This window comes from Bradyrhizobium sp. ISRA436 (assembly GCF_029910015.1).
Classification (GTDB): Bacteria; Pseudomonadota; Alphaproteobacteria; order Rhizobiales; family Xanthobacteraceae; genus Bradyrhizobium.
This window is the reverse complement of sequence record NZ_CP094519.1, coordinates 5,615,205-5,639,342: the sequence shown is the minus strand read 5'-3', so window position 1 is coordinate 5,639,342 and position 24,138 is coordinate 5,615,205. Positions and strand designations below refer to the sequence as shown.

The 24,138-nt window shown below is 58.5% G+C and carries 15 protein-coding genes and 3 pseudogenes; 11 read left to right on the top strand and 7 right to left on the bottom strand.

The features are described 5' to 3' along the window. Positions 1–7: 7 nt before the first annotated feature. The 6 genes and pseudogenes from MTX23_RS26410 to MTX23_RS26385 form a co-directional block, all read right to left on the bottom strand. Entirely contained in the window at positions 8–754 is a 747-nt protein-coding gene (locus MTX23_RS26410) for an SDR family NAD(P)-dependent oxidoreductase (RefSeq protein WP_280973128.1), read from the bottom strand. A 4-nt stretch (positions 755–758) separates the two neighbouring features. Then, positions 759–1,976, bottom strand: a complete 1,218-nt coding sequence (locus MTX23_RS26405; RefSeq protein WP_280973127.1) for a Gfo/Idh/MocA family oxidoreductase — start codon at positions 1,974–1,976, stop codon at positions 759–761. Positions 1,977–2,559: 583 nt separating this feature from the next. Further along, a complete protein-coding gene (locus MTX23_RS26400; RefSeq protein ID WP_280973126.1) occupies positions 2,560–4,215 on the bottom strand; it encodes an autotransporter outer membrane beta-barrel domain-containing protein in 1,656 nt (551 codons plus the stop codon). Continuing rightward, positions 4,179–5,915 carry a hypothetical protein gene (locus MTX23_RS26395; protein ID WP_280973125.1) on the bottom strand — a complete coding sequence of 579 codons (1,737 nt, stop codon included), beginning with the start codon at positions 5,913–5,915 and terminating at the stop codon, positions 4,179–4,181. Before MTX23_RS26395 ends, MTX23_RS26400 begins: the two co-directional genes overlap by 37 nt. Positions 5,916–6,976: 1,061 nt before the next feature. Beyond that, positions 6,977–7,171 (bottom strand): annotated as a pseudogene (locus tag MTX23_RS26390) (tyrosine-type recombinase/integrase); the annotation flags it as partial. After that, complete coding sequence (locus MTX23_RS26385) at positions 7,084–7,932, bottom strand: hypothetical protein (protein WP_280978359.1); 849 nt, start codon at positions 7,930–7,932, stop codon at positions 7,084–7,086. The gene MTX23_RS26385 and the pseudogene MTX23_RS26390, both read right to left, overlap by 88 nt. A 1,744-nt stretch (positions 7,933–9,676) precedes the next feature. On the opposite strand from MTX23_RS26385, the gene MTX23_RS26380 reads away from it, so the two are divergent. The 10 genes and pseudogenes from MTX23_RS26380 to MTX23_RS26335 all read left to right on the top strand — a co-directional run bounded on the left by MTX23_RS26380 (position 9,677) and on the right by MTX23_RS26335 (position 20,413). Next, positions 9,677–10,423 (top strand): YqcI/YcgG family protein, encoded by a 747-nt coding sequence (locus MTX23_RS26380; RefSeq protein ID WP_280973124.1) that lies wholly within the window; start codon positions 9,677–9,679, stop codon positions 10,421–10,423. A gap of 247 nt (positions 10,424–10,670) precedes the next feature. Beyond that, on the top strand, positions 10,671–11,921 hold the full coding sequence (locus tag MTX23_RS26375) for an amino acid permease (RefSeq protein ID WP_280973123.1): 1,251 nt from the start codon (positions 10,671–10,673) through the stop codon (positions 11,919–11,921). Beyond that, a complete protein-coding gene (locus tag MTX23_RS26370; protein ID WP_280973122.1) occupies positions 11,918–13,012 on the top strand; it encodes a radical SAM protein in 1,095 nt (364 codons plus the stop codon). Before MTX23_RS26375 ends, MTX23_RS26370 begins: the two co-directional genes overlap by 4 nt. Positions 13,013–13,338: 326 nt before the next feature. Next, a pseudogene (locus MTX23_RS26365) lies at positions 13,339–13,530 on the top strand (transposase); the annotation flags it as partial. 189 nt (positions 13,531–13,719) lie between these two features. Next, complete coding sequence (tnpB, locus tag MTX23_RS26360) at positions 13,720–14,073, top strand: IS66 family insertion sequence element accessory protein TnpB (RefSeq protein ID WP_091968098.1); 354 nt, start codon at positions 13,720–13,722, stop codon at positions 14,071–14,073. 52 nt (positions 14,074–14,125) lie between these two features. Beyond that, positions 14,126–15,684: pseudogene (locus MTX23_RS26355) on the top strand (IS66 family transposase). Then, entirely contained in the window at positions 15,681–16,283 is a 603-nt protein-coding gene (locus MTX23_RS26350; protein ID WP_280973121.1) for a plasmid pRiA4b ORF-3 family protein, read from the top strand. Before MTX23_RS26355 ends, MTX23_RS26350 begins: the two are co-directional and overlap by 4 nt. 513 nt (positions 16,284–16,796) lie before the next feature. Next, complete coding sequence (locus MTX23_RS26345; protein WP_280973120.1) at positions 16,797–18,044, top strand: glycosyl hydrolase family 28 protein; 1,248 nt, start codon at positions 16,797–16,799, stop codon at positions 18,042–18,044. 168 nt (positions 18,045–18,212) lie between these two features. Beyond that, on the top strand, positions 18,213–19,223 hold the full coding sequence (locus MTX23_RS26340; RefSeq protein ID WP_280973119.1) for a pectinesterase family protein: 1,011 nt from the start codon (positions 18,213–18,215) through the stop codon (positions 19,221–19,223). A 461-nt stretch (positions 19,224–19,684) separates the two neighbouring features. Further along, on the top strand, positions 19,685–20,413 hold the full coding sequence (locus MTX23_RS26335; RefSeq protein ID WP_280973118.1) for a sulfite exporter TauE/SafE family protein: 729 nt from the start codon (positions 19,685–19,687) through the stop codon (positions 20,411–20,413). Between the two features lie 235 nt (positions 20,414–20,648). Here MTX23_RS26335 and MTX23_RS26330 read toward each other — a convergent pair whose 3' ends face one another. Then, positions 20,649–20,924 carry a hypothetical protein gene (locus tag MTX23_RS26330; protein ID WP_280973117.1) on the bottom strand — a complete coding sequence of 92 codons (276 nt, stop codon included), beginning with the start codon at positions 20,922–20,924 and terminating at the stop codon, positions 20,649–20,651. Between the two features lie 645 nt (positions 20,925–21,569). On the opposite strand from MTX23_RS26330, the gene MTX23_RS26325 reads away from it, so the two are divergent. Next, entirely contained in the window at positions 21,570–23,837 is a 2,268-nt protein-coding gene (locus MTX23_RS26325; RefSeq protein ID WP_280973116.1) for a hypothetical protein, read from the top strand. Positions 23,838–24,138 lie beyond the last annotated feature (301 nt).

The following is a 24,138-nucleotide window of genomic DNA, read 5'->3' as shown; positions in this document are numbered from 1 at the left end:
TGGGCCATTAGCGCCCGCCCGACACATGGATCAGTGAACCGGAGACATAGTTTGCCGCATCGCTCGCGAGAAACCCGACCAAGGAGGCGACTTCCATCGACGTCGCAATTCGGCCGATCGGGATCGTTGATAGGATGCGGTCGTAAGCGTCACGCGGCAACGCATCGGCCATTCGCGTTTCCGTCATCCCAGGCAAGAGCGCATTGACCGTTATGGCGTAGGAGGCGACTTCCTTTGCCAGGCTGCGCGTAAGCCCGAGCAAGCTTGCCTTGCTTGCCGCATAGGGGCTGCCATTGGGCAAGCCTTCTGTCGCGGCTATCGAAGAAATGTTGATGATGCGACCCCAGCGTGCTTCTTTCATGGCGGGAATGACAATTTTGGTCGCGAATACAACTCCAAACACGTTGGTCGAGAAGACGTCACTCCAGGTCTGATTGTCATGCTGTTCGAACGGGCTGACCGGGCAATGGACCCCGGCATTGTTGACCAGGATATTTGCATTTCCCCAACGGACCCTGAGCATGTCGAACGCAGAACTCACCGCATGGTAATCAGAAACATCCACGCGAAGCGTCAGGAGCCGATCGCGGTGCTCCCCAACATGTTCGCGCAGCTGCTTGGCAGCCTGCTCGTCACTATGAAAGAAAGCGCACACATTGGCCCCCTGTTCCAGAAAAAGCGATGTGATGGCGCCGCCTATTCCTTGCGTGCCTCCAGTCACGACCACGGTCTTGCCCTCAAACGCGGAATGCATCCTGTTACCCTCCTTTGCCGCGGCGACCCGCAAGGACACCGCCTCCATTCGAGCGTGTGCCGGTTGGCGCGAGGCAGGCACGCGGAGCAACGGGTCGACCCAACGACATGGAGTCTTTGATTGCCTGTATGACAGACAATGTCGACGCGGCGTCTTCCAGGGTAATTGCCGGATTGCACTGTCCCTCGATCACGGCAAGAAAGTGCTCGACCTCGCGTAAAAGAGGATTGCACGAAGCATTGTCGGTCACGTCTGCAAAGATCGAGTGTTCAAGCCGCTCCGTCCATCCCTTACCGGGCCGCTTGGTCGACCAGATCTCTCCCGATGGAAAGCAAATCGTGCCGGTTGCTCCGAACAGGAGGTAACAGTCCTTGGGGTATCTGTGAAAGACGCCGTTCTCTGCAGCGTCGTTCTCATAGCTGAACGGTGAGGGGCTTAGGTCAGAGTGGATAAAGGTGAGGTGACAGGCGCCGCCCATCCTGTTCTCGATTTTGGCCGTGATCGTACATGAATGATCGAGTTCATCCCGAGTACGTATCGTCTCCTGACCGACAGCGCTCACCTCGCAGATCGGACCAAGAAGATGCTGAAACGTATCTATCTCGTGCACGATGTTGATCATCATCATGCCGCCACCAGCAGACGGTTCAACGCGCCAGGAACCAAAATAATCGTCTGGCTTGCGTACCAGCCAAAGCGCAACGGCGCGGTTGATTGATCCTACGATCTTTTCGTCGATGGCGCGCTTCAGCCATCCAATTTGATTTGAGAATCTGCGGTGATATCCGACAAGCACCGGCGTTCGACGCAATTTGACGGCTGATTGTAGGCGTCCAATCTCCGTCACGTCTCGAGCTCCTGGTTTCTCGAGCAGGACAGGAACGCCTCGTTCAATGCATCGCTCGGCCATCTCAACCAGGCTGTCAGTCGAGGCTGCGACGATGACGCCGTCCGGCCTGGCATTGTCAAGCAAAGCCGCGATAGAGTTATAGACTGGAGCTCCAAGGTATTCGGCCTTTTGAGCGTGTTTGGACGGATCTTTAACGCATAATCCTGCCAGCATCGCCTTTCTGGTCGCGAGAACCTGCTGCGCCATCACGAAGCCATGTCCCAGACCAACGACCCCGACCCGTAACCCGCCAGTGCACCCGGCCTCACTTGGCATGCTTTTCTCGTCCTCAAGCATCGTACCTGACGCCATTTGCTCCAGGCTCTTGACCATTTGTTCATCCGGCGAGCTTTTGTGATTTCGCTCGCGGCTTGCATTGATGCGAGTCACGATGGCGCTGACAAGCTATCCAACGTCACAGGCTTGCGCGACAATCAGCGTGCGTGGAGGCTGTGCTGTTTGAAGTTTCGCCGACAATGTTGTTCGGTCTCGCACAGAACGCGCGAATGCAATTGTCATCTCGAGCCGAAACTATCGGTCGAGTCTGATCTTACTCCAAGTGCCACCCAGTCTTTTAGTGCACCGTTGGACATGACTGGCTAATTGCCGCGGGCAACTGCAAACTGCCTCGGAGTTGCACGGGACTGTCGGACGATGTCACCGACGCGGTCCTGGAAGCGGGGCTATTCGCTATTCGCCAAGTGCGGCCCCGGCAGCCGGCATGCGGCATCGGCGCCTCGCCGAACCTGACTGCGCAGCCGTGCAAGACCGATTCAAGCGCCGGGACGTGACGCTGTCGATCCTTGACAATCTGTGGGTTACCCCTCGATGATAGCGCTATACTTCTCCTCGATCTCTTCGGATTCCGGGTCGATCCGGACACCCGGTCCTCCAAAAGCTCTCGCCTCCGGCGTCCTCAGAGCTTCACATTGAAGTTGGCGTGGAGGCTGTTCTGTGCGACGCCTGAGCCGAACTGACCCTGATAGGCGACGCCAAGGGTTGTGTTGCTGGAGAGCTGGAAGTCCACACCGGTTTCTACGAGTGCCAAGTCCCTGCCAATGGATAGGCCAGAAGCTGCAAAGGCGCTAGAACCGGCAGCGAAGCTGCCTGTTGACAGTGGAATGTAGTCCGCAAAGGCATGGCGCCAGCCAAGGTCGGTTCGTACTGTCGAGGCTACGTGCCCAAGTTGAAGGCTGTTAGTGGCTCGGATGCCGAGGGTGGAGAGGGTGGTTTCTATTGTGTCGGCGCGCATATCAAGTGTCGCTCCGCTCCATCCCTTCTCGCTAAAACCGTCTGTGTTGCCCCGAACATAGGCGAGATTGGCGTAGGGCTCGACCAAGGAATGGTCGCTGACGTGAGCCTTGTAGCCCAGCTCTCCGAAGATCTGGAAGGTGCGTGCATCGTAATCGGAGCTCAGATTGTCGCTGAAGCCCGGGAAGGCAACGTTGCGGGTCATCTGCAGATCGTGCCATGTGAAGGCCAGGCCTGAGCGGAGCGCGATAGCTCCTTTTGGCACAGCCCACTCGGTGCCGCCGTAGGTACCGACAGTGTAGTCCTCGCTGCTGCCGGACGACCGAGGAAAATTAGCCATTAAGGTAGAGCGGCTGTAGCCTGCAAGAACGCCGAAACGCCAGTCGTCATCGACGGCCGTATCGATACCAGTTAGGAAACCGCCAATGGTGGATTTGGTCTTGGCGGCATTGCTCTCACCTGATTGCGTTGACCAGCCACCAAAGGCGAAGCCCCACGCCGCGTAACGCAGCAAGTCATCGGATGGAGCGCCGGGAGGCGTCTGTCCGATCGAACCGACAGCGGTGCCGGATTTGCCGGTAGCCTGCTCAGACCCATAAGTCATCACCGCAATCGGGTGGGATGGCGCGCCGCCGAAAGCCTGCTTCAGACGGTTGTAGACCGCCGAACGGGCATAGAAGCTGTTGTTGACCTGCTCGGCTGTGGCCGACGCATAGGCCGCTGGCGAAAGCTGACCCAGCGCAGATGTAACCCCTGTACCGTCCGGCGCGGAGAAGTCGAGTGCTCCGACGAGGGTGTGCAACCCTAAAGCGGCGTTGCCCGCGACTTGATCAAGTGCCGCTCCCACCTGCCGGCTGTTGGCATCGGCGGCATAGCGAGAGTAAGCCTCGGGTGGACGCGAGAACGTCACAGCGTACGTATTGTTGCCCTGAGCCGCGGCCACGGCTGTCAGGGTAGGTGATTGAAGAGATGTCGCCACGTTCGTGAATGAACCGGTGAGAGCTGTGGCGTTCAACCACTGATTGGATGCAAACTTGAAACCGCTGCCATACCAGCCACGCTGCGGCGCAATCGTGAACGTACCGTTGACAGCTGCATTGCCGTTCACCACGAGTCGGCTGAATGCGCCAGTATCGTTCAGTGCGACTTGCAAGCGGCCGCTAGAGGTCTGCAAGAAGTCGCCTTTCACCGTTATGCTGTTGTCACGGCCATTGATTACCGGCGCGAACGTGCCGCTATTGATGAAACGGCCATCGGTGTTGAGCAGGTAACTGCCATTGCCAGTCAGCGTTGCACTTTGCGCGACATTCGCGTCGTACACTTCGTGATGTCCGGTAAAAAAGAGCTGCCGCCCAACAATTGCAATGACAGATTGTTGTGTTCGACGATATTGCCATGATAGCGAAATGCAAAGCTTGGGTCTGGTTGCCCTGTAGAGTAACCACTCGCATCGGGCGTCATGCCGAACGTCAACTTTGTTAGCCGCGGCGCACCGTTTGCATCAACCTGGGCGTAATCTGAACGGATGTCCCCTGATAGCACCGCCCCACGCATCACATTGATCTGGCCCACATAAGCGTTGTTCGACATGTACATCGCCGCATAGTTACCAGCCAGACGTCCGGTCAGGTCGAACGTGCTGACCAGCGGACCATTGATTTCATCGAGAATTGGGGCCGGTTCATTGCGCGCGGTGTGAATGTACGAGCCACGATACTCGAAGCGATTCCCTACCACGTTGTTGCCGAAATCGAAGCTTGCGGCGATGCCATGGTTGCCGACAGCCTGCACGTCACCACGCTGGGTAAATGTGTGATCCTTGCCGTAGATGAACATGACGGCGCGCCCATTGGCGCCGTCCGCATAGACGCGAGTCCCGGGCAGGATTGTTATTGAATTGTTTCCGCCGTCGACGCGAATGCCGGCACCGCCGACGCCGCGTGAGAGCAGGTCGGCGCGCTGAACCACCGTATTATTGCTGCCATACACGTGCAATCCCAGCCCAAGCATGGCCGTATTGTAGGTATTCGGAAGGTAGGCGGTACCACCGGCGTTGCGGCTGAAGAAGGGGTTGTCGTTCACCATAGTCTGGCCACTGCCGTACAGTGAGTAACCGAAGAAATTGCGCCGATCGATGGTGTAGCCGAGATCCTGGAGCGCTGCGAGCTCCGCCTCCATCAGATTGGTGTAGTTCCGGTATTTCTGATGGCTCATCAAACTGTTGTTGAGCTCGATATGCGACATGCCACTCGTCGATCGCAGCGGAACACCCGGCATGGCGCCGGCGAGCACTTCGCTCACGTGCCTCCCACCGAAATAGCCTTGATCGCGCCGGAGGTCGAAAACGTCGGCAGCTGGTGGGTTCAAGCATCGGGAACAATAAATCGTCTGCCCCGGCCGAGCCTGTTTGCCATTGTCATCGTACCAATGGCTCGTCCACCCATCTATCGTTTTGGAAAAAGACACCCAGTTAGTACCGTCGCCCAGCATGCCCAACGCATGTGCCATCTCGTGCACTACGACCGCTGGTAGATTCGTACTGGGTGTCATCGACACTTGGGACGGGATATACGGCTCGGATGAGAATCCCATCTGGCCGATTCCAATCACGCCATGCGCACCATCGTCAAGCTCGCCCGGATCCTGACCGGTGAGTGCCGCCTGCACCTTCGTGACGACCCCCTGATAAGCGGAAAAGCCAGACGCGTTGTCACTATGGTCTGCGACGATATTGATAATGGCCGGCGATTGACCAGGGACAACCTTGATGATTTCAGCCCAATACTGAATCCCGGCCAGCGCCTGATCTGTTTCCCATTGCGACAAATTCCGCACCGAGGACACCGGCTCCGCATTTTCGCAACAATAGGGGGCGTCGCCGGTACCGAATATTCGCGCCCGTATAAACGGCACACCGTTCGAATCCCTGACATCATAAGTTTCAATGGCCTGGCTGGGCGTGGCGAGCAACGCATAGGCCGCGACGGCCGTAGCCGTCCTTGCGAATTGTTTCGTTCTCAATTTATAGCCTCAGCTCGGGGGACCAATAGAAGCGCGCGTAGCTCAGCGTCGTCCGGAATTCGCAATTACGGGAGGCGCGTAGACATGCAGCTAGGGAGCAACAAAGCTCCGTCAGCCGCTCCCGCCTCTATCCAAAGCGGCGCGCCAGACGCTGCATATGCGTTTTGTTCGGATGCACCATGGCTGACAGGTTGGTCTTCACTGTTGTTCCTTCGAATGAGATGATCGCTCGTTGAGCTCGGGCGGCACCTGCCAAATCAAGACTCGTGCCGACTGCTGCGAAAGGCACCCCTGAAACCGTTCTGCATTTTATTCAGAGACTTAAGTGAGCGCGAAACAGCAAGGGTCGAAACACCACCTGTTGCGAACTCGACAAACCCAACAATAGTCGGCGCAGAGCTTTGAGGCGGGAGCGAACGAACGCTTCGGAGGTGACGCAGCGCAATGGCATCGGCCCGGACTGCTCACGGGAGGGCGCCGCCAGGTTGCGGCGCCGGCGGTCAAGACGCCGAGCTTCGTGCCGATCTAAATTGGTGTCGAGAGCCGCAGCGCAGCTGACGTGCGTATTTCATCGGCGAGGCCTTTGGACATCAGCGCGCGGCCGACGAAGGCCTGCGGGCTGGTCGAGATCGAGCTGAGTGCAGCGGATCGCGCCGGAGGAGCTGGCGTGGCTTTCGACCGCGGCGCTTCGGGCCATGCGTGGTTGCACTGAGCAACGAGCTCAACGTGGAGCTCGCGGCACAGTCGGTCGACCTTCGCATTCAGTGCAAGCGATCGAAATCTTTAGAGTTGAGCTTGGTTGCGCCTGAGGATGCGCGAGCCGGGCACGAGCGCGCCGCAGTCCAGCACTCTTCGATGACCCCCATTAAGCGTAGCTGGAACCGGCTCAGGTGCCCGGCGTGGGTGACGCGGAGCGCATTGCCGCGCTGGGGGAAGAGTCCGCCACCTCGAACGCGGACGTGCGCCCGGCACCTGCCCTGGGCGAGATCTCAATCGTGCGTCGAGATCGTCGAGCGGACTTCTGGCTAGTGCGTCAGATTGGTTGCGACTTGCGTGCATCGCTCCGTCGACGACAGTCGCGCATGCCTAAAAAGTACTTGGATGAGCCGGATACCAGTACCGCGCCCATAACGGTGAGTAGCAAAGCTGTGCCGCAGAACATGTGCCATCACCCGCTGATCGAGGCGGGCATGCTGCCAAGCTTTGCGGCAAGTCTCCTGGAGGTGGCAACGCTCACCAGATCGCCCAGATTGCATCCCGAAGACAGCCAATGGCGCGGTTTGGCAAGATACCAATAGGATCGCAGGATGATGAGCAGCCGCAGCGACAGCATCATGTAGCGATCGTTGCCGCCCTTGCGGGCCGTCATCAGGATCAGCATGCGCTTGCTGTCGATTGCGCTGGCGTCAGGCGGCCGACCTCGCCGACCCGTAGCCCCGGCAGCGTAGGCCGTCACCAACGCAATGCGGTCGCGCAGGATCGGGACAGCCTCCAGGAAACGGGCAACGTCCTCCGCACTCAGCGCCAGCGGTGCTTGATCGGATCGCTGGCCCATCATTGCGACGTGCCCAAGCTGCGTGAGCGCTATCGGTGTCGCGGGCGTCACGGTTGCGGCGAGTCGCCGGTCACGCGACGGACGCTGGTGACGCCACGGCGATGCTACCTTGCTTGTACTGTCTTGCTCATTCAATAGGTTGGCTCCGGATTGCGCTCTCCAGAACACCGATCGTTTGCTTTGTTGAGACGATCGTCTCGCCGCGGTCGCGTTCGCATCACCGGCGTCATGTCTATTGATAGAATGTTCTACTCGATAGCGCGCCACCCGAAATTGGTGAGAGCATTCTGGCTGCAAGGGAGGTTTCTCTTCAGTAATCGCGGCTATCGACGTCGCGCTGCGACGTTGAACTGTCTCGTTCAAGACGTCGCTTGGCTTAGGCGCGACAACAAGATGTCTGCATCCAGACAGTGCGGCGAGAGCTGTCCTTTCATCGAGAAAGCTCTCAAATGTCTTTGGCATGCCGGTTGCTTGAAGATGCGGCGAAATCCGTCGCGATCATGATCGTCGTCCAACCCTGATCGACATATTCAGATGAGACTTGCTCAATTGATCGCGGTCAGAGCTGTCCTGATGCGCTCGCGTCCAAAGCGCGCACCTGCCTCGCGACGTCTCTCATCTTCGGGTGGCGTTCAGTTTGTTGGCCGCTATCCAATTGCCCGGTACAAGGCATGGACGAATGGCGGGACTCAAAGAGATGGTGTGCACCATAGTCAAAACGTTATGCCACGAGGCAATCGACCGCGCGGCCGTTAACCTGAGGCTCAAGCGCAAGTATCGCATGGCGGCGAGATGCCGAACCTGTGTTCTTAAAGCTGACCGCCGGACACGCATCGGTAATTCTAGATAATAAGAAAGATGATGCAGGGCGATTGGGAGCTCGAAGAAATATCGAGGCGACGAGACGAGCTCAAGATAACACTCCTTCGCGCTCAATCGGTTGTAATCGAGTGCAAGGCAGAATTGGCGGACCTCGAGCAGAGGCTTGAGCGTGGGGAGGGCCTGTCGGCGCTCGGTGAACGCCAGAGCAGCGCTGCGGCAAGGGCTGCGGCACGGAGCGCGCGACCGCGCAAGCCTCGAACCGCCGCGGAGCCTATTGGCCCGCAAGCGGATGCCATGGCGTTGACGCCTCGATCGCGGACCGTTGACAGCGGCGGCCGCGCGCGTCGTCGGAGAAAGGTGGTGTCATGAGGCACAAACATCACGGAGCCATGCATCTTGGGCGCATCGCGTTGCGAACTCGGCGGCGGGATCGGGTCGGTCGCGGTGCTTGGCGATCACATGCGCGCGGATGGCAACGCAGATAGGGGTGCGATCGCCGCGTTATTTTATGGCGATGCGCCTGTTACGTGCTTTGGCTGCCTACAAAAATATGTTGTCAATCACGAATACAGAGCTATCCGCCCGGGGCAGGACCCGTTCGCTCGCGTAGATATTCTCCTTCGTTCGTGTTGCCCGCAGATGTGTTTGAATGTGTGCTCGCGAAGCGATTGTCCGCTGCGATGATCCGCTATGCGCTCTGCGGACAAGCAAGCTCTTCAAGCGACTGCCGCAGCAATGCCATATCGAATAGCGTCCTTGCGATACCTTCGATTGCACCGCAAAAATGCTGCAGCATCTTGATGACAAATGCCTGTTCCTGCCGAAAGAGGGGAGCGACCATTCGCAGGAAAGTCGCTACGCAAGGCTCATCGCCGAAAGCGGAGCATTGAATCCGCCGAGTTGGTTCGATAGGGCAATAACCGCCGTGCCCGCGCAAAGCGAACGTCCTCGGCGAACTCGCATCCTCCTTTACCGCCCTCAATGCCCCCTGCCTCGCGCGCCGTTGCGAGCCTCGGTGTCGTCTGTAGGACATCCGACATAGCGATGTCGGAGTGGTCGTATTGCTCTGAAATGAGTTTCTCATTTGGCACGACGCCTGCAAGGCGATCCGCGAACGCGCTGTATCATGGACTGAGAACAACTCATCCCTTGGTCGGGCGCGCCGAACATACGGTTGTCAGCAGTGGCTGCGCTCCCGAGCCGACCCCGCGCATTGGGGGCCCAGTTGGAGACATCCGGCAACGCTTTATGAGGGATGCTCTTTGCGCGGGAACACGGTAGGGGCCGATAGAACGGAGCCGGTCGTCGCAAACGTGTACGCCGCATCGCGTCAATCCGTCAGGGATCGCCAACAATGCTTGTCACCTAAATCCGAGGAAAGAATATGCTAATCAATCAAGGAGAACTTGCCAACCTCACTGATAAATTCCAGTGGGGGCACGCAGCGATCTCGTATGTTCTATCGAAGTTCAACAATGTGGCCGAAAACGGTCCTGGATTTCCATGTTTTTTCGGGCGGAGCGCGGTCAAGCGCGGCAAGTTGCGCTTTCTCCTCATTCCATACGATTACGGAAAATCACGGTACGAGCTTGATATTCTAGCTTGCGGCTTACGAACTTACATTGAACAGATTGATATCGACGCTCTCGATGTTAAGGGCCACCACCCACTCCTCGTGCTTTTTGAGCCAGTCGCCGCGCTCTCCACCACGGATCACTTCAAACAGGTCTTCATAGAAGCGATGCAGTTTCTCATCGATGAAGATCGGCGACCTTGGCCTGTGCACGTGGCCAAGGATCCTGCGCACCACACGTGGACGATGTGCTTTCACGGATGTGAACTCTTCGTGAATGTAAGTCATCCTGCCTACGTTCTTCGCAGAAGCAGGAACATGGGAGCCGGACTGGCCTTCGTTATCAATCCGCGAAAGATCTTCGACATTGCAGCTCCCGCCGATCAGCGAGGCAGAGCTATTACAGCGAAGATCAGACGCAGCATCGACATCTATGATGATGTCACACACAGCCCATTGCTAGGATCGTACGTTCTAGGGGAAGCGCAGTGGCCGCAGTACATGATCCCCGACAACAATGAGGACGCTCCACTCGAGTGCCCTCTGCACTTCAAGTGACTGGCGGCATGTCAACGGCTTCCCTCCGTCCTTCTCTCCACCTGGATCTTGAGACCAATTTGGGTGTCAGGCAATGTGGCCGGTCGCGCTTCGCTTTTGTGGCCGTACAATGATTGAGCAGGGTCAATGGTCTTGCAAATGAGAGACGCAGCGGTGATGCCCGCTTGCGACATACTGTCGGTAGTACGCAGACGCACGACTCGGTGTGGTTACTACAGAGAATCTATTTCTCATTCCGAGGACTGGTGTGAAAGATGAAAGTCAAGGTGAGTTCAAGGGACACCTGGGACTTGCCTCAGGGATATTGCTTATAGTCACAATAATCCTTGGGTCCGGCATCCTCGTGCTCCCAGGACTTGTGTTCCAGAAAATCGGGCGGGATGGCATCTACGCTTGGCTCGCATGTTCGCTGCTCTCTGTACCGATCCTAACAACGATGGTTGTTCTCGGTAGCGCATATCCGAACACTGGCGGGGTTGCATACTATGCAAAACTTGCCTTCGGCCAGTACCCAGAGTTGCTCGTGGCACTGCTCTTTCTTGGAGCGACATTATTGGGTTTGCCATCGATCGCAATTGTGGGATCGGCCTACTTACAGAAATTAACCGGCTCCAGCGTGGATATTCATCTGCTTGCCGCGCTGTTGATTTTGCTTGCTGCCTTCTTTGCCCTGTCTGGCGGCGAGACACTCTCAAGTGGCGTGAGGCTGGTGGGCGGATCGTCGTTATTCCTTCTGGTAGGCGCTCTCGTTGCCCTCATCGTGCTAGCAGTGCGAGCCAGCGGTGTTGGGTTCAGTCGCCCCTCAGATTTCTTGTCGGTTGCGAGTCAGATCCCGTTGATCTTCTTCTCCTTCACGGGTTGGGAAATCGCGTCCCATTTGTCCGCGGATTTTCGGAATCCTAAGAATTTTGGCCGAGCAATGTTCTTCGCATTTGTTCTGGTTTGTAGTGCATACGTCGGCAGCGCGGCGCTCGTGCATATCGCTGATATTAAGGCGAATTTCAATACACCAATATTTCAGGCTGCGGCGCAAGTCGCGCCATTCGCACCAGGCTGGCTGGTTCCTTTGCTTGGTGTATCGCTGATCGTTGCCAATCTCTTCGGGTCAGTTGTGGCCGTCTCACGACTTGTTCTTTACCTGTCCGGTCGACGCTTCCTTCCTGCCAGCCTCGGATACTTGCGCGACGGTGCGCCCCGCAACAGTGTCTATTTCGTGGCTGCATCGCTGATCGTAATCGTGGTCTGCGACAAGATTGGGTTGCTCGATATTGAAATGATGTTCAGCTTGGCCGGAACGAACTTTATTGCCGTTTACGTGATTTCTGCGATTGCATTGGTTAGGCTCCGAGGAGGATTGGCAGCGTGGTTGCTCGCTGCTGCGATTTTGATTCCCTCCGGGTTGATCATATTCAGCGCCGCGTCTTCTGTTTCTTATATCGCATCGACTGCCCTCATTGCCTACGTCTCAGTCCGAAACAATCGAACGAGATTGATATGAACCAGCTCCATATCAATGAGGTATTCAGGGCCATCTCGATCGAGGAGGGCCTGTTACCCGTGAAGGTCACGCCATTCTATGAAAGGAAGATCAAGGAAGAAGTTGGGGCGCTAGGCAATCATCTGGGACCGCTTCACCGGGTGTCCTTTCCAACGCGGGAAAGAATCTCATTGAGGGCCCCCAACGAGGTAAAGGACTTCGTCGACGACCGGTCAAATGCGTGTGGCCCCGCCAATAAGACCTCCGCCGTCAGAAAGTACGCCGATCGCGTGCTTTTCTTGACCACCTCGAGGTGCTTTGGGAATTGCCAGTATTGCTTCCGCACGGACGTACTTAGAGAGAACGCCGCCATTGACGGGCGATCTGAACTAGATGCAGATCTGCGTTATCTGCTCGAATACCTTCGTAGCCAACCAGAAGTCACTGAGGTGATCCTGTCGGGTGGAGATCCGTTGATCCTGCCAGGATCACGGCTGGAGGCAATCATTGAAGGAATTCGATCGGTTCCATCGGTGAAGTCAATCCGAATTCATACAAGGGCGATCGTGTATGAACCGAAGGCTTTCACTGCGGAGAAAATTGATCTCTTTGCGAAACATAACCTCCGTATCACCTTCCACATCGTGCACCCATACGAAATTTGTGACGAAGTGTCCGAAAAGATCGCAGAGCTTCGACAGCGCAAGCTTAGACTTTACAACCAATTTCCGCTGCTACGTAACACTAATGATCACCAGTTGGTCCTTTATCGACTCCTGGAAATGCTCGACGACAGGGGCGTGCGCAATCTGTCGATCTTCATTCCGGATCCCATCAACTTCTCCGCAGCCTTCCGCGTGCGTTTGAGTCGCGTCTGGCACATTTCTGATCGTCTTAACTTCATTTCACCATCATGGATCAATTCGACACGCTTTGTGTTCGATTCCAGTCGCGGGAAGGTAAGGCGAGAACATTATTCTGAAACGAATAGCGGGACTGATGTTGCCATCTTCGTACGAGACGGAAAGTCAGTTTCCTTTCCCGATTTTCCTGAGCATCTTGATGTCCCTGGCAAGATCGAATTTATGCTGTGGAAAGAAAAGTGGCCATAAGGGATGATATGTCGCCGGTTTGGCGGATGCCGATATAGGGTGATTTTCCGGCGCTCCCGCGGGTTCTTTTTGGCAAGCGGGGGGTACGATTGCTCACTTTCAGTCCAGCTTTATCGTTCGGCCGCGATCCGGGAATCTGTTCTGCAATGACGAACCCGCTTCTCCGGTGAGTTCGCGCTGGTGAGTGTTATCACTACGACCAAAAGTAAGCGTGGCGTTGAGGCCCTTGAGAATTTTGGTACTCAATCCTGAGAGCACCGCTAGAAGAGTCATCTTCTGCAAGGGTGCTCACAATGGACGACCATTCGGACGACATAAGACGACCGTTGTCACCGCGTATCGAAGTGTACGCAGGCGCAGGTCGAAAGCGCTGGCCGGACGATTTGAAGGCACAGATTGCCGCGGAAAGCCTCGAGCCGGGGGCGATTGTCACAGATGTCGCGCGTCGCCATGGGTGCCGACCCCAGCAGGTGCACGACTGGCGGCGCCGGGCGCGTTTGGGCCAGTTGGTGCTGCCGGCTTCGGCGGACACGCTGTCGTTCGTGCCGGTGGTGTCGGAATCGGCGCTACCAGCGGCCGCAGAGGCCACCGGGTCGCCGGAAGCAGCCGTAGTGACGGTTGAGCTCCAGGGGGCACGCGTGGAGGTGCGGGGGACGCCTGGCCTTGCTGTGTTGAGTGATGTTCTTGGCGCTTCGACGGACACGTTCATGCTGATGCCGCCCGCGAGCCTCATGATCTACGTGGCGACGCAACCTGTGGACTTCAGAAAAGGTGCGGAGGGCTTGGCGCTGTTGGCGAAGGAGACGCTGGGCCATGACCCGATGAAGGGCGTGGCGGTGGTGTTCCGTGCGAAGCGCGCCGATCGGGTGAAGATTGTCGTCTGGGATGGCAGCGGCCTTGTGATGTATTGGAAGCGGCTCGATGGCAGCGGCTTCAAATGGCCTCCCATCGTAGCCGGCGTGATGCGGATGAATGCCGCCCAGCTGTCCGCGCTTCTGGCCGGCATGGATTGGACGCGGATGCACGCGCCTCGAATCCTGCAGCCGAAAGCACTTGCGTAGGACGTAAAATCTTCGCTGCATCGGGGGCGCGAAGCATGGCAGACTTGGGCCAATGAGTGATTTGCCTGATGAGCTGCCGAGCGATCCGGCCGAGTTGCGTATCTTTGCCGCGGCTCTGCTGGATCGCTGCGCCAGGCTCGAGCGGTTGCTCAAGCTTGCAAAAGATGCGCAGTTCGGTCGGTCCTCGGAAAAGCTGGACGCTGATCAGCTCCAGCTTGTTCTGGAGGATATCGATCAGGCCGTCGCGGCTCTCGAAGCAGCCGAAGATAGTGCCAATCCCAAAACATGCGAGAAGAGAGCTGCCGAGCGCAGAGCCAATCGTGGTCAGTTGCCGGAGCATTTGCCGCGCATCGTCGAAACCCTGATGCCGGCTGCAACCTGCTGCCCGTGCGCCCTTTTTGAGATCGGTCACGATGAGAGCCAGAGGCTGGACGTCGTACCGGCGCAGTATCGCGTCATCGTTACCCGCCGACCCAGACTGGCCTGCCGCGCCTGTCATGGCGTCGTCCTCCAGCACGCCGCTCCCGAGCGATTGATCAGGGGAGGATTGCCCACCGAGCGGCTGGTCGCGCATGTGATCGATGCCAAGTATCATTGGCATTTGCCGCTTTACCGCCAGGCGCAGATGCTGGCGACGCACGGAATAGCGCTGGACCGTTCCACGCTCGCCTTCTGGGTCGGCTATGCTGCCCAGGAATTGAAGCCCTTGTGGCATCGTCTGCGCCAGCTTCTGCTCGTCTCTTCGAAGCTCTGTGTCGATGAGACCCCGGCGCCGGTGCTGGATCCGGGGCGCGGCAGGACCAAAACCGGCTATTTCTGGGCGCTCTCGCGCGATGACAGGCCCTGGGCCGGACCTGACCCCACCTGGGGTGATCTATGCCTATGCACCGGGCCGTGGGGCCGTTCATGGCTTGCGCTTGCTCGAGGGCTATCGCGGCATCATCCACTGCGACGGCTATCAGGCTTACAAGACCATGACCCGAGAGACGCGTGCGGACGCCCTGTCCGGGACGCTCGCCTTCTGCTGGTCGCATCTGCGGCGCCAGTTTGTGAAGATCGAGCGGGAGGCTGCGCCGGCGCCAGCTCCGGTTGCCCGCGAGGCTCTTGAGCGCATCGCCCAGCTTTACGCGGTCGAGAAAGCGCTCCGCGGCCGATCGGATGCCGAGCGCCGTGCTGGCAGGCAGACGCATGCCCGACCTCTGGCTGCAGCCTTGAAGCAGTGGTTTGAGGCCAAGCTTGATCACCTTGCACAGAAGAGCGACACGGCGAAAGGCCTTGCGTTACGCGCTGCGCCATTGGGACGGCCTGACACTCTATCTTGATGACGGGCGCATCGAGATGGACACGAATGCTGTCGAGCGTGCGATGCGGCCGATCAAGCTCAATGCCAAGAATGCCCTGTTTGCCGGGTGTGACGAGGGCGCCGAGAATTGGGCAGTCCTGGCTTCGTTAATCGAGACCTGTAAGCTCAATGGCGTCAGTGCCGAGCACTGGCTCGCTGATGTTCTCGCGAAGCTCGTCAATGGTTGGCCTGCGGCGCGACTGGACGAACTGCTCCCTTGGGCGTCGATCTACACGATGCATGCGCACGATCCGAGGCTGGCGGCATGAGCCTGAACACGACCGCGGTCCGGATCAAGGTGACCCTCAAGGACGTGAAGCCGGAGGTGATGCGATGCCTCGTCGTGCCGCTCACGCTGCGCCTTGATCGGCTGCATCTGACGCTTCAGGCGGCGTTTGGCTGGACGAACAGCCATCTCTTCGAGTTCCTGGCTGGCGAAGGACATTGGGGTATCCCTGATCCCGATGGAAATTTTGGCCCTCAGCCCATCGATGCCCGCAAGACGCGGCTCTCCAATATCGTTCAAGAGACCGACGCGAAGACGATCCATTATCTCTACGACTTCGGCGATAGCTGGGATCACGTGATCAAGCTCGAAAAGTGGTTCGACAACACGACAACAGAGGGACTTCCGTTCTTGCTCGAGGCCGCCGGCCGTTGTCCTCCGGAAGATGTCGGCGGTGCGCCAGGCTATGCCGAATACCTCGACGCCATCAGCGACCCCACCCATCCGGAGCACGAACATATGCGCCTCTGGGGCCCGCAGCAGTTCGATCCCAACGTCATCGACCGGAAGGCGCTTGCGGCCGCTGTCAATGCGTTGTCCGACATATGGAAGCCGCGCCCGCGCACCACGCGCTCAAAATAGACGTCAAGCGCCAATCAAATGGGCCTCAGAGCTACGCTTACGACCAAAACGCGAGCGTTGTCGATGCATGCGGGTCATAGGCGAATGCCGGCCTGGCCGCGTGATGATAGCGGTAGCCGTAATAGGCGAACGATAGGGGCTATGTCAGGATTACAACAACGTTCAGAGAGGGCAGTCCGCGCATCCATCAATTGCTTTCGCAGCCGCGCACCGACGCCCTGCAGGATCGCTCTTCCTCTCGCGAATAGAGTCGATCCAGCTCGACGAAAGGCACGGTGAGACGGGTCTACGAGAAAGTGCGCCCTCGCGATAGCCATCCTGAACGGGTGACCTCTTGCAGGAAAGTCTTTCTTCGCGCAGCGCTCCTGCGAGTTCGTCAAGTCCACGTCTGCTTTGCGTCTTACAATTGTCATCTTGCACGGGCCAGTGCGCCGAGCGGCGGTTGATCTGGTCTGCGCGCAGCCCCGACAGGGCAGGCCGCAAGGATGCACGCAGCAAAGCATGAAGAGGTCGATGACAAATCTGTTTCGCGACTGGATCTTGTTGTCCATAGTTGGCGTGATGACTCTTTGCCCCGCTGCCAGAGCGCAAGACCGCCGCGTGGTCGTCGAACCCGTTGCACCTCGTGCGGTCTGTGACCGGCCGGTGCCATCTGGCAACAACGATACGGCCAGGCTGCAAGACGCGATTGACCATTGTCCAGCCGGCGCAGCGGTCTATTTGGGGCGTGGTGAGTTCAGCTCGGGTCCACTCGAGATGAAATCGGGCGTAACGCTCTGGATCGGGCGTGGGGCCAGGCTTTTTGCCATTCCCGAACCAACTGCGTATGACAAGGGCTGGGGCCATTGTGGGCGCATCGCCGGCAAAGGTGACGGTTGCCGGCCGCTCATCAGCTTTTCCAAAACGCGTGGCGGCGGCATCTATGGCGAGGGCATCATCGATGGCCAAGGCGGCACAGCCATGGCCGGCAGTGCCGAAACCTGGTGGCAGCTTGCTCGCCGTGCGCAGGCAGAGGGCGGCCACCAGAACGCGCCGCGTTTGATTCAGATTGACCATGCACAAGACATTACTTTCCACGGCATCACCTTGCGCAATGCGCCCAATTTCCACGTTGCGATGAACCGCGTCGAGGGAGCCACCTTCTGGGACGTCACCATCGATACGCCCGCGGATGCCCGCAACACCGATGGCATCGATCCGGGCGCTAGCCAGGATGTCACCATCTCCCATAGCATGATCCGCACTGGAGACGACAATGTCGCGGTAAAGGCTGGCAACAACGGTTCGACCCGGTATATCTCGATCATCCATAATTATTTCGGATGGGGACACGGGATGTCGATTGGCAGCGAAGTGAACTCCGGTGTCAGCGACATCCTCGTGCGCGACCTGACCCTGGACGGCACGACATCAGGCCTGCGCATCAAGAGCGATGTCAGTCGAGGCGGCCTGGTGGAACGGGTGACCTATGAGAATGTGTGCCTGCGCGGCAACCGGTGGCCAATCATGTTCGATACAAAATACGATCCTCGCGCCGATGGTGATAGAATTCCGCTCTATCGCCAGATCGTTCTGCGTCATGTCCGCGGCGATAATGGGACGCTGTTGATGCGCGGGCTTGACCAGGCGCATGCTCTTCAGATTACGATGGACGACGTGCGCTTTGGCAAGTCAGCGGCTTGGCAGATCGAAAATGCCGACGTGACGGTGGGAAATTCCGGCGTATCGCCGCCCCTGCCGGGGCGACTGCCGGACCGCTAGCTATTGGATGGGAAGGCTGTTCGCAGACACTTCCCAATCACTAGGCCGTCGGAACAATCTGATGTCGGACGCATCCGGAAAGCGATCGAAACGCGCAAGCGGGCGTGAACCCTCGGCATCAGCGCACGGACGCGCTCAAACCCCGACTGCGACTATTGCGGCGGTTAGATGACATCTTGGGTCATCATCAACAGTAAGATTGTTGTGAGGATTTTCGCACTTTCCGCCGTCGTTCTGGCCGGATGCTTTGATCCCTCGCAAGCACATGCGCAACCACTTCTGGTCTCGCAGGTCGACGAAAACGCGTATCACTCCCTTCAAGCGGCGATCGAGGCATTGCCGGCGCGCGGCGGCGATATCCTGATAGCGCCGGGCACCTATCGCGAGAAAGTCAAAGTCGTCAAGCCTGGTGTTCATATAAAAGGCTCCGGCAAGAAGCCGGACGACACGGTTGTTGTCTACAACGACGCCGCGATCAATGTGGGGGGAACCTCCCATTCCGCGACCCTGGAGGCGTCAGGCGACGACTTTCGGCTCGACAATCTGACGGTCCAAAACGACTACTCCCTAGACAAGGCCAATCCGCCCTCCCAAGCGGTGGCGTTATCCATGACCGGAGACAAGGACGTGATCACCCACGTCCGCGTGCTCGGCGCACAGGACACGCTGTTCGCCAATAAGGGGCCGAACGGCCGAATGTCGCGTCAATACTTTTCGGACTGCTACATCGAAGGCCATGTCGATTTCATCTTTGGCAACGCGAAGGCTTATTTCCATCGATGCGAGTTGCACGCCATCGCCCACCACACGGTCGTGTATACCGCGCAAAGCAAGGCCTCGCCGGACGAGGATAGCGCCTATGTGTTCGATCACTGCAGGCTGACGGCCGATCCTGCCGCGCGAGAGATCGCCCTCGGGCGCGCCTGGCGGCCCTATGCTGCGGTGATCTTCTTGTCGACTGAGATAGACGCGCCAGTGATCCCACAAGGCTGGCGCGAATGGACGCCCGGAAAGACTGACACACTGACAACGGCCTACTACGCCGAATACAAGTCCACCGGCATCGGATCCAATCCCGCAAGGCGCGAACCTTACTCCCATCAACTGAATGGCAGCGAAGCCATGCAGTGGTCACTCAAGACGTTCTTTGCCGGCGAGACGGCGTGGCTGCCCCACTAGCCATCAAAATGGGATCCGGTGGCATATTCGAGGCTCGCCAAGATGATTCCAGACCTGCTGCTCGGTTGAGGCACGTCTCGGACGCTGTCAGCACGATCAATGTCCTCGTTGTCTGACTGCGGACAGGATCTGTCGGCATTCGTACATTGCGCGACGTCATGGCCGCTCTTCGGGAGAAGGACACGCGTGTCCTTGATCATGATCGCGTCGTCATCTATCGCGGCATGGCCCAACCATTGCAGGTAGAGCAAATGATGCAGTGGGAGATGTTCGCAAGCATGGTCATGTTCGGCCGTGATTTCACTTTGTTGAGCAGGGCTTGCGCAAGAGGAGGTCGCAGTGGCGGATAAATATGTTAGTCACGCGCTCTGTTTGCTAGATCGAAATGAGCGAATGTGGGTAAAGCGCCTGTCGGGTCCCGTTCGGCCATGTTCGAGTCCTGCTGCCCACGGACAATCGAATTGACCCTGTTCGCCGCGCTGTTGATAGGCGTTGTCTCGCTGTTGTACGCGTCCACCGGCCTGGTCGGGGGGACAGCGTTTCTCGCTGTCATGGCCTTCGCAGGGCTTCCGGCCGAGCAGATGCGTCCGACGGCGCTTGTTTTAAACGTGCTTGCCGCCGGCTATGCGACTTTCGTGTTGCATCAGCACAAAAAGATTGAGTGGCAGCTGCTTTGGCAGCTCGCAATCCCATCGATGTTGACCGCCTTTGTCGGCGGATGGTTGGCGCTTGACGGGTCGCTGTACTGTGTCATGACCGGCGTTCTGCTGATCGCTGCCTCCATCCTGATGTTGCTCAAGCCTGGACTTGACGGCACCAGGCACCGCCAGGTGTGGCCCGCTCATGCCGCGTCGGTCGGTGCTGCCACGGGGCTGCTCTCCGGCTTGACGGGGATAGGTGGTGGTGTCTTTCTGATCCCATTGATCCTGGCGCTTGGTTGGGTCTCGCCGAGACAGGCAGCTGGACTCTCTCCTCCGTTCATCCTTGTCAATTCGGTGCTCGCACTGGCTGGAGTGCTGGTGTCCGGCCAATCGGTGAATTCCGAGGTCGCGTTCTATGCGATCGGTGCGGTATTTGGCGCAGTGCTGGGAACCTTCATTGGGCTGCGCTGGATGTCGAATTGGACCACTCGATATGTTCTGGCAACGATTTTGCTTTTTGCAGGCGTGAGATTGTTGTTGCGGTCCTGACGTTCGGCTTGGCTTGTCCGCGGCCGCTTTCGAACCAGTTGCGTGTTGCTCTCGGCAGAGCGCAATGTCGATTCGAGGGTATCGGCGATTGAGGGAACTCCGACTTCGAGATCGATGAGACGTTTGGGATGGCACCCGCGTTGCGCCAATCTCGCAATTGTTGTGTTTGGCGATCAATTCGACGGCGCTTCTATGGAGAGGCTTGATTTAAGAGGGCTTTCGCCATGAGTGCGCTTTACGCGATGCACACTTTGTTGGAAAGGGCGGAAGGGGTGGCGGTGCCGTTTATGTTGGTAATGGCAAGATCGTCGGGATCGATGTCGGAAACCTGCGCTATACAGGCACCTTTACGGAGCAGGGCGGCCGCTTGCAGGGCACTGTTGATCTTTATGCGCCGACCGGTGGCACGCTTGTAACCGACGCTCAGGTACCTGCGGGCAGCAGATGGAGCATCGCGCTCGATTGGCCGGACGATTTTGCTGATGGTAGCGTCCAGGCCCTTGTCGTCCAAGGGAGCCCAGTACACGTCGTATTTGAGAAGGTCGGGGATATCTAACGTCCTCATAGCTCGGCAGTTGTTAGCCGGCAGTCGTCATCGTTCTGTCGTTGTCCGTGCGATTGCGCCGGTGCGCCCGAATCACAATAGGCATGCCGGTTATGATAACCGATAGGGAAGCTATCCTGTTCGTACTCGCCATCTAAGGCGCGGCGCTCTCCAGTTGGAATCTGTAGAACGGTCTTTGCAATGATCGGCGCGCCGCGTCACCTTTGGTCTCGAAAATTCCGTCGACACGAGCTCGCTTAGCGCATGACGCCCGATGCTGCGGCCGAGCCTGCCGCGTGGGACATGAATGTCGACAAGCGCTCGCTGGCGGGTCGGCGTTAACAAACCTCCGGCGATCTAACCGCTGCCGGTGGACCGTGCGACGCGCTCAGGCAGCCATTGCGGGCTCGCGCCAGTTATTGGCGGCTCCTTCGAAGACGCGGGCGCGATCGCCGTTTCCGACTTGCGGCTCCCTACACTCGTCAGCTTCTCGAAAGCTAGCTCCTGCAAAAAGCACAATCTAGCTCTGACTGAAAACGCTGCTCGCTGGCACTCCAGGCCGAAGTGTAAGTCCAGATTGCGCAGCACCTACACCGTCAAGAGGAGAGCAGGATGGATCCAATCGACCCATTTTTCAATTCAGAAGCCTGGATACAGGAATACGCTGCCAGGCAGGAACGGCAGCGGGCGGGGCAGCAATCGGGCAACGCGAGCCAGCAAGGCGGCTTTGAGCAGCAGATGGAGAGTTTGCAACTCAGTTCACCTGATCGGAGTTCAGCCAGCTCAGCTTCGCCTGATGAAAGCCCCGCAGAGCGGACTGCACAGCACCAGCACGCTGGCCTCGGCGGTTCGATGCGGATGCCGCCGTATCCCCAGCTCAGGGACGAGTTATTCAGTAGCGCGCGCCACAGCGTGGACGTTCCCCGCCCTCGTCCTGGAAGTGCGGCCCAGCTGCCGCGCTCCAATTTGCGCGATAACGTGTTCAGCAGCGCGCGCTACACCTTGCCAGATGCAGAGCCTGCGATTCAATCTAAGAGCAGCAAAGGCCGCGGACTGTGGTCGCGCATCAAGTCAGGGGTCGGAAAGGCGTTCGGAGGAGGTCGCAGTGAAGGCTCGTCCGGCGCCACGATGCAGCAAGAGGCCCTTCCAACGTTTCGCGTGGATTACGCCAGGCAGCCCGGCCGGGCGCGCGGTGGCCCTGTCCCTGCGGCGGACGAGGCGCTCATGCAGGATTTCAGAAACAAAGCGGGAGGCAATCTCAGCGACGGCACCATCAAAAATGCGGCCGCAGATCTGCGTCATTTGAGCGCGCGCCTGAGCATGAACGGCAGGCCATCAATAGCAGACCGGATTCGCCGTGAGTTGGAAAACGCGCAATTGGAAAATCCGGAGGTGGACAACCATCAGCTGGAAGCCGAGCTCGATCAGGATGTGGACACCTATGCAAATGACCGCGGCAGGCGGATCAAGGCGGCCTTGAAAAAACTTCGTGAGGTTGGCGCCGGACGGGCCCTATCGGCCGATGTTCGCCGACTGAATCCCTATCCTGCAGACGCAACGCTTATCGACATGTGGGCTGCGGCGGAAAAGGCGACGCACAGGATCGAGCCGAAGACCGTCGACAGGCAGGTTCGTCGCCTTTACAGGCTGAGCGAGTGGCTGCAAGCCCGAAACCTGGAGCCCATCGCTGGCCGGCTCTTCACCGACGGGCTTTCTGGTGACGTCGAGGACTACAAGCGTGAAACACAGGAGACTAAAATTGGCCCTGATTTGATGAGGCTTGGCCAATACCAACAAGTCCTCGACGCGAATAGAGCGCTCGGGCTGTCTCCTGCCGCGGGTGCGCCCCCGTTCGCCAGGGAAGGTGCGCAGCGATCGGCGCCGCTGGAATTGCCGGCAACGCCAGCTACCCCAAGCGCGGGAGCCTGGAATTGGCTCGGGGAGCAGATCCATGGACCCTCATCATCGTCGTCCACACCGCAACGCGGCCCTCAAGGCAGCTTGTCGCAGGGCCTTCCCACAACGCCGGCCACCCCGAGCGCGGGAGCCTGGGACTGGCTCAGCGAGCAGATCCATGGATCCACGTCAGCATTGCCAGCGCCGCCACGGGACCGGCAGCCCAGTTTGTCACACGGGCTTCCGGCGACCCCAGCCACGCCGAGCACGGGAGCTTGGGATTGGCTCGGGCAACAGATGCACGAAGCCGCCTCACCATCATCTGTGAGGCGCCCGTCGTCAGACATCTACGGCAGTCTCGATCAATTGGTTAATCTGGATCCGCCCACGCCGTATGAACTGCGTGACGATGCCCAGTCCGTGCCTGCGCCTCGGTTCGCTGGACCGCCGTCGGTTGCTGGACCATCAGGGACACCGCAGGAACTACGGGACATCGGAACTATCGTTGGCGAGGACTGGCAGCACGGCTCACAACCGGCCTCAGACGTCCTGATCGACGTACTGGGCAATATCAATCTGCTGCCGAACCAATACGGGCCAAGCCAGTTTGCGATCAACGGTGAGCGCTACTCGGCTACGTTCGGACCGGGAGGACGCAGGGACGTTCGTCTCATCCACTATCCTGGCACCCGGCAGATCAATCAGTCAGCCGGGCCATCGCGGCAGCGCCATCAGCCGCCGCAGGTAAGCGACGCTGGGCCATCGCGCGAAGGCGTCGTGGATCTTGGTTATCTCATTCACGGAGGATGGCAGCACCGCGAACGCTACCTTCCGTCTTTCCTTGTCAGCGCACTGGAGGGCCAGAACCTGATGCCGGACGCCGAGAACCCAACGTATTTCAACATTCGCGGCGTGCCCTATAGAGGCGAATTGGAGGAAACAGGCGGCCGCCGGCGCGTTCGCATTCGCCCTGAACCTGGCTGAAGAATCCGCCTGGCCTGCAACCTCACAGGATCGCTGGCGCAGCTCACGCGAGCGGCGTTCTAGTCAGGCCCTAGCACGGGATCGCGATCGCTTCAGGATATCGTCAACAGCGCACGGGAGCAGCTCTTGGAGGTTCGCCACGCGTCGAGCCGGCCTTTGGCGCAATCCTGCGGTGATCGCGAGTTGAGGTCTCGCGCTTGAGCAAGAGATAGATGTCAAGATGGACCACCATCCGTGCTGAGTTAACCTTGATGCTACTCATCCTCCTCCAGGGCAGCTTTCATTTCCAGGAGGGCTTCCT

Coding starts and splice junctions, on each gene's coding strand:
- MTX23_RS26340 (WP_280973119.1), top strand. CDS start 18,213: ATGACATCTTGGGTCATCATCAACAGTAAGATTGTTGTGAGGATTTTC.
- MTX23_RS26325 (WP_280973116.1), top strand. CDS start 21,570: ATGGATCCAATCGACCCATTTTTCAATTCAGAAGCCTGGATACAGGAA.
- tnpB (WP_091968098.1), top strand. CDS start 13,720: ATGCTGATGCCGCCCGCGAGCCTCATGATCTACGTGGCGACGCAACCT.
- MTX23_RS26405 (WP_280973127.1), bottom strand. CDS start 1,976: ATGGTCAAGAGCCTGGAGCAAATGGCGTCAGGTACGATGCTTGAGGAC.
- MTX23_RS26350 (WP_280973121.1), top strand. CDS start 15,681: ATGAGCCTGAACACGACCGCGGTCCGGATCAAGGTGACCCTCAAGGAC.
- MTX23_RS26345 (WP_280973120.1), top strand. CDS start 16,797: ATGACAAATCTGTTTCGCGACTGGATCTTGTTGTCCATAGTTGGCGTG.
- MTX23_RS26385 (WP_280978359.1), bottom strand. CDS start 7,932: ATGCCAAAGACATTTGAGAGCTTTCTCGATGAAAGGACAGCTCTCGCC.
- MTX23_RS26380 (WP_280973124.1), top strand. CDS start 9,677: ATGCTAATCAATCAAGGAGAACTTGCCAACCTCACTGATAAATTCCAG.
- MTX23_RS26410 (WP_280973128.1), bottom strand. CDS start 754: ATGCATTCCGCGTTTGAGGGCAAGACCGTGGTCGTGACTGGAGGCACG.
- MTX23_RS26370 (WP_280973122.1), top strand. CDS start 11,918: ATGAACCAGCTCCATATCAATGAGGTATTCAGGGCCATCTCGATCGAG.